The organism is Vibrio sp. HENC-03 (genome assembly GCF_000305755.2).
GTDB classification, from domain to species: Bacteria; Pseudomonadota; Gammaproteobacteria; order Enterobacterales; family Vibrionaceae; genus Vibrio; species Vibrio owensii.
The window spans coordinates 46,658-57,582 of sequence record NZ_JH976123.1; the positions used below are offsets into that span (position 1 = coordinate 46,658).

At 44.8% G+C, this 10,925-nt stretch carries 10 protein-coding genes; 7 read left to right on the forward strand and 3 right to left on the reverse strand.

Annotated features, from left to right (window positions below; all coding sequences use genetic code 11):
- Positions 1 to 59: 59 nt before the first annotated feature.
- The 4 genes from VCHENC03_RS12400 (at position 60) to VCHENC03_RS12385 (ending at position 4,151) form a co-directional block, all read left to right on the forward strand.
- Positions 60 to 1,265, forward strand: a complete 1,206-nt coding sequence (locus VCHENC03_RS12400) for an amino acid ABC transporter permease (RefSeq protein ID WP_009706140.1) — start codon at positions 60 to 62, stop codon at positions 1,263 to 1,265.
- 1 nt (position 1,266) lies between these two features.
- Entirely contained in the window at positions 1,267 to 2,364 is a 1,098-nt protein-coding gene (locus VCHENC03_RS12395) for an amino acid ABC transporter permease (RefSeq protein ID WP_005443946.1), read from the forward strand.
- Positions 2,365 to 2,387: 23 nt separating this feature from the next.
- Complete coding sequence (locus VCHENC03_RS12390; protein ID WP_005443945.1) at positions 2,388 to 3,137, forward strand: amino acid ABC transporter ATP-binding protein; 750 nt, start codon at positions 2,388 to 2,390, stop codon at positions 3,135 to 3,137.
- 351 nt (positions 3,138 to 3,488) lie between these two features.
- Positions 3,489 to 4,151: a Bax inhibitor-1/YccA family protein gene (locus VCHENC03_RS12385; protein ID WP_005443944.1), complete on the forward strand. Its 663-nt coding sequence runs from the start codon at positions 3,489 to 3,491 to the stop codon at positions 4,149 to 4,151.
- A 74-nt stretch (positions 4,152 to 4,225) separates the two neighbouring features.
- Here VCHENC03_RS12385 and VCHENC03_RS12380 read toward each other — a convergent pair whose 3' ends face one another.
- Positions 4,226 to 4,600: a chromosome partitioning protein ParB gene (locus VCHENC03_RS12380; RefSeq protein WP_009706141.1), complete on the reverse strand. Its 375-nt coding sequence runs from the start codon at positions 4,598 to 4,600 to the stop codon at positions 4,226 to 4,228.
- Positions 4,601 to 5,008: 408 nt separating this feature from the next.
- On the opposite strand from VCHENC03_RS12380, the gene VCHENC03_RS12375 reads away from it, so the two are divergent.
- Entirely contained in the window at positions 5,009 to 5,338 is a 330-nt protein-coding gene (locus VCHENC03_RS12375; RefSeq protein WP_005443942.1) for a TusE/DsrC/DsvC family sulfur relay protein, read from the forward strand.
- Between the two features lie 45 nt (positions 5,339 to 5,383).
- On the opposite strand, the gene yccX is transcribed toward VCHENC03_RS12375, so the two are convergent.
- Entirely contained in the window at positions 5,384 to 5,656 is a 273-nt protein-coding gene (gene yccX, locus VCHENC03_RS0125915; protein WP_020197443.1) for an acylphosphatase, read from the reverse strand.
- Positions 5,657 to 5,746: 90 nt separating this feature from the next.
- On the opposite strand from yccX, the gene VCHENC03_RS12370 reads away from it, so the two are divergent.
- Both VCHENC03_RS12370 and VCHENC03_RS12365 read left to right on the forward strand, forming a co-directional pair.
- Complete coding sequence (locus tag VCHENC03_RS12370; RefSeq protein WP_009706143.1) at positions 5,747 to 7,150, forward strand: methyl-accepting chemotaxis protein; 1,404 nt, start codon at positions 5,747 to 5,749, stop codon at positions 7,148 to 7,150.
- Between the two features lie 186 nt (positions 7,151 to 7,336).
- On the forward strand, positions 7,337 to 8,530 hold the full coding sequence (locus VCHENC03_RS12365) for a class I SAM-dependent methyltransferase (protein WP_009706144.1): 1,194 nt from the start codon (positions 7,337 to 7,339) through the stop codon (positions 8,528 to 8,530).
- 51 nt (positions 8,531 to 8,581) lie between these two features.
- Here VCHENC03_RS12365 and VCHENC03_RS12360 read toward each other — a convergent pair.
- The coding region (locus VCHENC03_RS12360; RefSeq protein ID WP_009706145.1) for a calcium-binding protein at positions 8,582 to 10,925 on the reverse strand (2,344 nt) is incomplete at its 5' end.

Here is a 10,925-nt window from a genome sequence, read left to right on the forward strand (position 1 = left end):
GTTTATGCCGCCCTTTTTCGTGAGTGAATCTATAAATAAGGGTTTGAGGTTATCGCTGTATGAAACCGACGAATGATGCATCGCCAAGTACGATGTCCAAACCAAGCGGAAGTAAGAGCCTGATTTACAATCCAGCCTTTCGCTCCGCACTTTTCCAGATCATTGCCGTAGCCGCACTGGTATTTTTCTTTTACACAATCATCAACAATGCACTGACCAATCTTGATGCGCGTGGTATCGCAACAGGTTTTGGTTTCCTTAATCAAGAAGCAGGCTTTGGGATCGGCCTGACTCTTATCGAATACGACGAAACGTTCTCTTATGGACGCACCTTTGTCGTTGGCCTTCTTAATACCGCACTGGTTTCTGTGCTTGGTATTATCCTCGCAACCGTTATTGGTTTTGTTATGGGTATCGCGCGTCTCTCTTCCAACTGGTTGGTGAGTCGATTAGCTGCGGTATACATTGAAACGTTCCGAAATATCCCACTACTTCTACAAATCTTTTTCTGGTATTTCGCGGTTCTTCAAGCGCTCCCATCACCAAGACAAAGTATGAGCCTTGGTGAAGCGATCTTCTTGAACGTTCGTGGATTGTATTTCCCAGCGCCTGTGATGGAAGCAGGAAGCGGTTTAGTTATCGCTGCACTTATCTTTGGCGTCATTGCGACGGTTTTGGTTAACGTGTGGGCAAACAACAAGCAACGTTTAACAGGTCAACAAACGCCAATGGGCCGAATTGCGCTTGGATTAATTGTTGGGCTTCCTTTAGTGGTTTACTTCCTTGCTGGTATGCCGATCTCTTTGCAGTATCCAGAGTTAAAAGGCTTTAACTTCCGAGGTGGCATCAGCATCATTCCTGAGCTGGCTGCGCTTCTGTTGGCATTGAGCGTCTATACCGCGTCGTTCATTGCTGAGATTGTTCGCTCTGGTATTAACGCAGTGAGTCATGGTCAAACTGAAGCAGCAATGTCACTTGGTTTACCACGCACAAAAACGCTTAAGCTAGTCGTGATTCCTCAGGCACTACGTATCATCATCCCTCCTCTTACTAGCCAATACTTGAACCTCACCAAGAACTCTTCTTTGGCGATGGCGATTGGTTATCCAGATCTGGTTTCTGTATTCGCCGGTACCACGTTGAACCAGACCGGACAAGCGATTGAAATCATCGCAATGACCATGGGCGTTTACTTGACGTTGAGTTTGATTACTTCAGCGTTGATGAACTTGTACAACCGTAAAGTGGCACTGGTGGAGAGATAATATGAGTACACATCAATTTCAGCCAGATCTCCCGCCGCCAGCAAACACGGTTGGTGTCGTAGGTTGGCTACGAAAAAATCTATTCAATGGACCAATCAACTCGATTGTGACGCTGATTCTGGCTTACATCGTATTCTCAGCACTCTGGAATATCGTCGATTGGGCATTCATCAATGCTGATTGGGTCGGGACAACAAGAGATGACTGTACACGCGAAGGCGCATGTTGGGTCTTTATTAGCGTGCGTTGGGAACAGTTCATGTATGGATTCTATCCAGAAGCTGAACTCTGGCGCCCTCGTCTGTTCTACATCACATTGGCTATTTTTACAGTGCTACTCGCTTACGAGAAAACACCAAAACGCATTTGGATTTGGTTGTTCTTCGTAAACATTTACCCATTCATTATTGCCGCACTGCTTTATGGTGGCGTATTTGGTCTCGAAGTCGTTGAGACACACAAATGGGGTGGTCTATTAGTTACGTTGATCATCGCACTTGTTGGTATCGTGGTTTCACTTCCAATTGGTGTTGCCCTAGCTCTTGGTCGACGTTCAGATATGCCGATCATCCGCAGTATCTGTACTGTTTACATTGAAGTGTGGCGTGGTGTTCCGCTTATTACCGTTCTGTTTATGGCCTCGGTAATGCTGCCTCTGTTCTTGGCTCAAGGCTCAGAAACTGACAAGCTCATCCGTGCGCTAATCGGTGTGGTCATGTTCAGTGCAGCTTATATGGCAGAGGTGGTACGTGGTGGTTTGCAGGCGATCCCGAAAGGCCAGTATGAAGCCGCAGATGCACTCGGCCTTACCTACTGGAAAAAGATGGGACTGATCATTTTGCCTCAGGCACTCAAGATTACTATCCCTTCTATTGTGAACACTTTTATCGGTCTCTTTAAAGACACCAGTCTTGTGCTTATTATTGGTATGTTTGACGTGCTGGGCATTGGACAAGCTGCGAATACCGACCCTGAGTGGTTAGGCTTCGCAACCGAAAGTTATGTATTTGTCGCGTTAGTGTTTTGGGTATTCTGTTTTGGCATGTCGCGTTACTCGATATGGCTTGAAAACAAACTGCATACCGGTCACAAACGATAACTCACTAAGATCAAGGACGTATTATGACGCAACAACAAGATTATATGATCCAGTTGAAGGACATGAATAAGTGGTATGGTGAGTTTCACGTACTAAAGAACATCAACCTAGACGTAAAGAAAGGCGAAAAAATCGTTATCTGTGGACCATCGGGCTCAGGTAAATCGACCATGATTCGTTGTATCAACCGTCTCGAAGAGCATCAAGCCGGCAGCATCTATGTATCGGGCACTGAACTTACAGAAGACCTGAAAAACATTGAGGCGGTTCGTCGTGAAGTGGGCATGTGTTTTCAGCACTTTAACCTCTTCCCTCATCTAACGGTTTTGGAGAATTGTACGCTTGCCCCTATCTGGGTGAAGAAAATGCCAAAAGAAGAAGCCGAAGCCATCGCAATGCAGTACTTAGAGCGCGTTAAGATCCCCGATCAAGCCGACAAGTATCCGGGGCAGCTCTCCGGTGGTCAGCAACAACGTGTGGCGATCGCCCGCTCTCTTTGTATGAGCCCTAAAGTAATGCTATTTGATGAGCCGACATCGGCACTCGACCCAGAGATGGTGCGTGAGGTTCTTGATGTAATGGTTGAACTGGCAGAAGAAGGCATGACCATGTTGTGTGTAACGCACGAAATGGGTTTTGCTAAAGAAGTGGCTGACCGAGTTATCTTTATGGATGCGGGTGAAATCATCGAAGAGAACAACCCTGTCGACTTCTTCGAGAATCCGCAATCGGATCGAACCCAGAACTTCTTAGCTCAAATCCTTCACCATTAAAACTTAGATACATAGCTAAAATTGTAAAGCGCTGACATCAAAATCAGCGCTTTTTGTTTGCTTAACTGGTCGACATTCACTCATGTTACGAAAATCCAGTTGATTCAAGATGTTGTAAATTCGCGCAATCTTGCAACCTACTTCGTGAGCTGGGCTTCAGAGCTTTGAATAGTAAGCCTTTCTTCGCTATGCAAGGCGGTAATATTGTGTTACAAGTTGCCACATACATAACACATTATTTCTATTATTATTTTGTTCTAGATATACATGTGGCGGGCTTGATTTTTTGAACTATCGGGCCCATATATGTCTATATATTAAAGATAAGACAGTCCCTTATAGAGGAAGATTATGAACAGTCCTATGTTTTCTCGCACTACTACTCAAGAGAGTGCTCTACAAACCAACAAAGTACTGCGTAATACATATGCACTACTTTCTATGACTCTACTATGGTCAGCTCTTGTGGCTGGCGTGTCTATGGCATTTAACCTACCGCGTCCAGGTATCATCCTGATGTTGGTTGGCTTCTACGGTCTATTATTCCTGACTGAGAAAAACCGTAACAACAGCATGGGCCTAGTGTTTACATTCCTATTCACAGGCTTCTTGGGTTACACCATTGGTCCAATTCTAAACATGTACATCGGTGCTGGTATGGGCGACGTTGTTCTAACAGCACTAGGCGGTACCGCTCTGTCATTCATGGCAGCTTCTGCTTACGCTCTAACAACTAAGCGCGACCTATCTATGATGGGCGGCCTTATGTTGTCACTATTTGTCGTTCTAGTTGTAGGTATGATTGCGAGCATCTTCATCCAATCAACTATTCTGCATCTAGCACTTAGCAGCTTGTTCATTGTGTTCTCTACCATGGCAATTCTGATGACCACTCAAGGCATCATCCGTGGCGGCGAAACAAACTACATCTCTGCAACGATTACGCTATACGTTTCAATCTACAACATCTTCATCAGCCTACTAAGCATCCTAGGCATCATGAACGACGACTAATTCGTTAGATTGAATTAAAACTCAAAAGCCCGAAATTCTACTTCGGGCTTTTTCTTTGCAAGTAATTCAGTTTGTTATGCTTGGTCTACCGTCAACTCGATAACTTCGTCAGCCTCTGGATTTTCTCTAAACCGTCTCACTTGGATGGTTTCCTCTCCCAACATGATTTTCTTGGCAATTCGATGCATGCCATCAAAGACTCGATAATCACTGGTTAATATTACGGGATAGGACAAATCGGCGTTGTTGATACGTTGGCAATGTTTCGCTATTTCACGACAGGTTGGCAGCGGCCCCTCTTCACTAAACCAAGTCACCTCATTCGGGCCTTTGATATCATCAATTGCAATTTCTTCTACGGGTAAAGATTCTGCGAGCTTCCAAATACGCTCGATAGACCAAGTGGATTTGACGTTATCGTTAATCTCAATATAACGTTGTTTCGACACGACTAACTCCTTGTCATGATTTTGGATTCTAACCTGAACACAGGTCACTTATTAAACCAAGAGAGTATCGCCCCATGAGAACAAACACAACGTCGTAAGCGAGTCATTGTTTGTCAACGCCTCACTTAAGCATATGAAGTCATTAAAAAAGACAATAAGAAATGAATAACTTTGGGTAAAAATGCAAATACACAGATACTCACCCCGAGAATTTTCTAACGAGATGAATAAATTTACATTATTGTGAATAGTCAGCGCAATTAACCTCTTCTACCGTGACTTTCTTTATCTGGTATTAATTGTGTAAATTTACTTCGCTCAGAAGCCTTAAAAGATTCTTTTGTTGAGTCTAAGCTTCGCTCTACGCTACCCTATACGTATCAATGGTTACTTAGCGGAAACAAAGCTATGTTCGTTTACAACGGCAAAGAAATTGAAACCGACGCTCAAGGCTACCTACTTGACCACACTCAGTGGGAAGAAGGCATGATTGAGCTTCTAGCAAAAGATGAAGAGATCGAACTTACCGATGCGCACTTAGAAGTGGTTCACTTCGTACGTGATTTTTATGAGGAGTTCAACACCTCTCCTGCGGTAAGAATGCTTGTGAAAGCGATGGAAAAGGCGCACGGCCCTGAGAAAGGTAACAGCAAGTACCTGTTCAAACTGTTTAAGAAAGGCCCAGCGAAACAGGCAACCAAATTGGCAGGCCTTCCTAAACCAGCGAAATGTTTGTAAGGCTCTGGTTTAAAAATACCACTTACAAAATGACAGTTTATAAAGCTATAAGATCTTAAATCCGCGGAAAGGTTTGTAAGACACACTTTCCTGAGTGACACTGTCCACACTCGCTGTCCGCGGTCCTTCTTCTAACCACTTCGAAAACGCTTCAATTTGCTCTTCTGTACCACAGGCAATCACTTCAACATCTCCGTTGTTTAAGTTCTTCGCGTACCCCGTTAAACCGAGCTTCAATCCTTGATGCGATGTGTGGTATCGAAATCCTACCCCTTGTACGTGACCTACTATCAGAAACTTCTCACACTTTAGTACCATCCGTATACCGCTCCCTATATTTGAGTGATATATTAATTGCGTCTATTTACCCCACTAAGGATAGTGGGTTTTTATATGGTTATAATAATTATGAAAGAAATTCCCTTCCGTTGGATTGATAAGTATCTCATCCATTTAAAAATTCAAGAAAAGTTCTATTTACTCTTCTTCCTTCCTCTTCTTGCATTAGTCATTCTCACTTTAGTCCTGAATAGTGCCGCTGACGCCATGATTTCTGGTCTGTATCAGGAAGAGTTGATGTTAATGAAGGGACTTATTGAGGCAGGTAACCTTTCGCAATCTCAAGTTGCAAACCTTATTGCTGGCTCAGAGACAATTACCCTTGGTACTGGCCCAGACTCTGTTTCTGTATTGAATGGCGCATTTAGCCTAGTTGCAAACCATGAGCAGTCTTTATGGACCGCACTTTCTACAGCGCAAGTCAGTATTATTCTTGTGACTCTGTTCATTATCGCGATTGGTGTTTACTACATCATGACTTTCATCGGTGGTGCGATGTTTACGATGAACAAAGCGCTCAATACGCTGGCAGATGGTGATCTAACAGCGCGTATGAATTTCTTCCGTGTTCGTGATGAGTTCAGCGAAATCGCGATTACTATCGACAAAGTAGCGGATCGCGAACAAAAGATGGTTCAGTCGATTCAAGAATCCGTAGCGCTGATGCAGCAAATCAGCTCTGACCTTAACCTTTCGATTCACAACAGCTCTGAGATCTCAAATACTCAACAAGAGCACCTTAACTCACTGGCAAGTGCGACAGAACAGATGGCTTCCACAATTCGTGAAGTGGCAACGCTGGCTCATGACTCAAGCACACAAACTGATGATGCTCGCAGCGTCGCGCAATCAGGTCAGGTGAAAGTGGAAAATACCCTTCACTCTATCTCGAACCTTTCTACTGAGATCCAATCGGCATCTCAAGCAGTTGAAGAGTTAGATGCAAACGCAGCTCAAATCGATGAAGTGGTAACAACCATCAACGGTATCTCTGAGCAAACTAACCTACTTGCCTTGAACGCTGCGATTGAAGCGGCTCGTGCAGGCGAACAAGGTCGTGGCTTTGCGGTTGTTGCTGATGAAGTTCGCGCTCTTGCAGGCCGCACTCAACAAGCGACAGTTGAGATTCAAGCAATGATTGAAGCGCTACAACGTAACAGCCAATCACTGACTAAACTGATGGAAGTCACGGTTCACAATGCGAACGAAGGCCAAACTCTGATGGCTGAAGTGAACCACGAGATTGGCTCACTAGCAGACAAGAACCAAACTATCTCAGACAGCAGCATTCAAATTGCGACAGCAGCTGAGGAGCAAGGTGTCGTGGCAGACAATATCGCATCAAGCGTTGAAGAGATTCGCATACAAGCAAACAATGTATGTACGATGATCAGCACAACGTCGCAAAACGTCGAGCAGCTTCGAGCTCAAAGTGACACTATGGAGTCGCTACTGACTGGCTTGAAAGCTTAATCGCTTAAACGAGTAACTAGGGGCACTTCGGTGGCCCTTTTTTGTATCTGGAAAACCCATCCGTTACTCCACTCATCAGTTTATAATTAAAGCCTCTACAAATGATTGGATTGTCGATGGATATTGCTTTTGCGGGCAACATCCCGGACAATACGCCCCTTTCAAAATTCAACAAGAGCTAAAGAAATGACAGCTGCTATCTATTTGGTTAAAGGTCGTGAGAAATCGGTTAAGCGCAAGCACCCTTGGATCTTCTCTCGAGGCATCAGTAAAGTTGAGGGCGAACCTGCTCTTGGCGAAACCGTTGATGTATTCACTCACGACGGAAAATGGCTAGCTAAAGCGGCATATTCTCCAGCTTCTCAAATTCGTGCTCGTATCTGGAGTTTTGAAAAAGAAGAAATCAACAAAGCCTTCTTCGTTAAGCGTTTCAACAACGCTCAGCTTCTTCGTGAAGACATCATCGAGCGCGATGGCCTAACTGGCTACCGTCTTATCGCGGCTGAGTCTGATGGTATGCCTGGCGTTACCATCGACCGTTACCAAAACTTCTTTGTGTGCCAGCTTCTAAGTGCGGGCGCAGAATACAACAAGCAAGCGATTGTTGATGCTTTGGTTGAGTGTTTCCCAGACTGCAACGTTTACGAGCGTTCAGACGTCGCGGTACGTAAGAAAGAAGGTTTGAAAGAAACCACTGGCGTACTGCACGGTGAAGAGCCACCAAAATCAGTGGTGATTGAAGAGAACGGCGTAAAAATCAGCGTAGACATCGTTGGTGGTCATAAAACGGGTTTCTACCTAGACCAACGCGACAGCCGCCAACAAGCGATGAAGTACGTGAAAGACAAAGAAGTTCTGAACTGTTTCTCTTACACCGGCGGTTTTGGTCTGTACGCACTAAAAGGCGGCGCAAAACGCGTTATCAATGCGGACGTATCACAACCAGCTCTAGACACTGCTAAGTTCAACGCAAAACTGAACGAGTTTGATATCTCGAAAAAACGCGCTGTGTTCCTAAACGCAGATGTTTTCAAACTACTACGCGAATACCGTGACCAAGGTACGAAGTTCGATGTTGTGATCATGGACCCACCGAAGTTTGCAGAAAGTAAAGCACAGCTAAACGGTGCATGTCGTGGCTACAAAGACATCAACATGTTGGCGATGCAAATTCTAAACCCAGGTGGCACGCTATTGACCTACTCATGCTCAGGCTTAATGGACCAAGTTCTGTTCCAAAAAATCATTGCTGACGCCGCAGTAGATGCAAACCGCCAAGTTAAGTTTGTAGAGCGTTTTGAACAAGCAGCCGACCACCCAACGGATACGGCCTACCCAGAAGGTTTCTACCTTAAAGGTTTTGCGTGTAAAGTTCTATAATCGCTGATTAAAACCAACTCAAAAAGAAAACGGAGCTTTCGCTCCGTTTTTTTATTCTCTCAATTGCTCGAGGTTGGTGATGATACTGTTTGCGATATCAGCCGCCGACGCGCCGTCAAAGTTAACTTCAAGCTGCTGGCCATCTTTGTTGATGGTCAATGTTGAATTTCCACCATCTTCCGTCACAGAAACTGAGATATCGTCAACCTGCCCAGCATAGTCACCAGAACTCAGGTCATCTAGCAGAACAGATATATCACTCTCACTCACGTCATCAAACAAGTCCGTAAAGTCTAATGAATCTCCGCTTTCAAAATCGGTAACCGTATCTGTTGCCGTATCCATTTCTGTCCACTTAAATACATCGTTACCCCCACCACCTGTGAGTACATCGTCTCCAAGTCCACCGTTCAAGATGTCATTGCTGTCCGTTCCGACTAAGTTGTCATTCTGATCAGTTCCTTGAATAGTATTAACTTGCAACGCTCCCACTTGAATACCAAACGCTTCGACTGCATCAACAGACACATTGGTAAAATCAATATCCACGGTTGCAGAATCGGCACTGGTGAGACCATCTGAATCTATTGCCTTGTAATCAAAGGAGTCGTTCACATTATTAAAGCTGGTAATCTGAGTACCGACGAGAGTAAAACTCGCTTTGTCACTCGCACTGTTCGTCTCTGGGAACAAGCGAATTTCGTCGAAACTACCGTTAGTAATAGCCACTGTGGCAAAACCTTCTTGATTACCGGTAAACACAATGTCAGAGGTTTGAATGACCTGCGTTTCTGCTAGGACACCATCCATGTAGAAATAAACATTGATCCAAGCAGCTCCACTATTAAAGCGGTCATTTAAGCTCGCTAGGTCGAGGCGAGCTTCTTCGGCCTCGAGGCCTTCATCTAGCTCAATCGCAATGAACTCACTAGTACTGATCTCATCACCTTGTCCTGTTTCTCCGGGAGAAACAACAACCAAACCAACTTGTTGGTTTGCAAAGTCCACTTTGATTTGAGCGTTGTTAACAAAATCTCCGTTGCTATCGATAGTTCCACCAAAGAAACTCAAGCCATTAACGTCAACAGTGTCCGCGATAAAGTCTTTATCAAACTCATCCAACAAGTCTTGTGAATCAAAACTTTGTTCGTCGAAGAAGTCTTCAGTAAGCGCATAACGCACTTCTGTTGATTCAGGGATAACATCTCCTATTTCGAGTACAACCTCATTATTCTGGTCATCAAAGTAGTAAAGATACCCATACTCAGGGAGCGTCGTGATGCAAATGCTGGTTTCTTTATCATCGAAAGGATCGAAGTCATCTTCCAAGTCCTGCGCATAAGGACCAAAATCAATCAACGCATCTTCACCGGGGTTATTCAAATCAATAATGATATTGAAATCTTCTACGGTTGGAGGTGTGTTGTCATCGTCAAGAATTGTACCAATACCTGAAGCTGCGACATTTTGGCCTTGGATTTCGCCAGTCAACGTGAAGTTTTCTGATTGCTCATAAACTTGATCTTCAAGAGTATTAACCGTAACGCTAAATGTCGTATCGTTTGCAGGAACTGAGACATCAAACGTTCCATCAGGTGCCACATTGACCACTTCGGTCGTATTGTCGGCATAAGTAATTGTCACAGATGTCGCATTAAAATCATCCCCTGCTAAAGCGGTTCCATCAAGTAGTGACATGCTGACTAAAATCGCGACCGTACTTGCGTTACTTAATGTGACATTAAAGGTCGCGTCCTCACCCTCGGTAACTTGTATATCTGTGATATCTGCAACGCTTGGTCTATCCGCTTCATCATCTATCGTTACCGTACCGACCGCAGGCGTAGTTTGAACAGACGTCGAACCCGATAGTGTGAATGTTTCATCACCTTCATAGATATCGTCATTTAGTGTTTCCATCGTAACGCTAAATGTCGTATCCATTGCAGGAACAGTGACATCAAAGGAACCATCAGGGTTTACCGCGACAACTTCAGTGCTGTTGTCCGCATAAGTGATCGTCACCTGTGTATCGGTGTAATCTACGCCACCGTCTGCTGTGCCATCGGCGAGCGTCATGCTGACAACAGTATCTGTTGTACTCGCATTACTCATGGTCACATCAAGTGTCGCAGGATCGCCTTCGTTGACGGTGGTTGAGCTAATCGATGCCACGGTTGGGCGATCATCATCTGGATCGGGACCTGGGCCACTGCCATCATCAACAATCGTACCTGTGCCTTCTGCTGGCGTGGTCTGTACGGCAGTTGCACCGGACAACGTAAAGGTCTCAGGGCCTTCAAATAGGTCATCATCCGTTGTGCTAACAGTGATGCTGTATGTGGTGTCATTGGCAGGAACAGTGACATTGAACGAGCCATCAGGATTTACCGCG

What these genes read in the sequence shown, in the direction of transcription:
- VCHENC03_RS12400 (WP_009706140.1), top strand. Translation starts at nt 60, where the DNA reads ATGAAACCGACGAATGATGCATCGCCAAGTACGATGTCCAAACCAAGC.
- yccX (WP_020197443.1), bottom strand. Translation starts at nt 5,656, where the DNA reads ATGGTACTAAAGTGTGAGAAGTTTCTGATAGTAGGTCACGTACAAGGG.
- VCHENC03_RS12370 (WP_009706143.1), top strand. Translation starts at nt 5,747, where the DNA reads ATGAAAGAAATTCCCTTCCGTTGGATTGATAAGTATCTCATCCATTTA.
- VCHENC03_RS12390 (WP_005443945.1), top strand. Translation starts at nt 2,388, where the DNA reads ATGACGCAACAACAAGATTATATGATCCAGTTGAAGGACATGAATAAG.
- VCHENC03_RS12385 (WP_005443944.1), top strand. Translation starts at nt 3,489, where the DNA reads ATGAACAGTCCTATGTTTTCTCGCACTACTACTCAAGAGAGTGCTCTA.
- VCHENC03_RS12395 (WP_005443946.1), top strand. Translation starts at nt 1,267, where the DNA reads ATGAGTACACATCAATTTCAGCCAGATCTCCCGCCGCCAGCAAACACG.
- VCHENC03_RS12375 (WP_005443942.1), top strand. Translation starts at nt 5,009, where the DNA reads ATGTTCGTTTACAACGGCAAAGAAATTGAAACCGACGCTCAAGGCTAC.
- VCHENC03_RS12365 (WP_009706144.1), top strand. Translation starts at nt 7,337, where the DNA reads ATGACAGCTGCTATCTATTTGGTTAAAGGTCGTGAGAAATCGGTTAAG.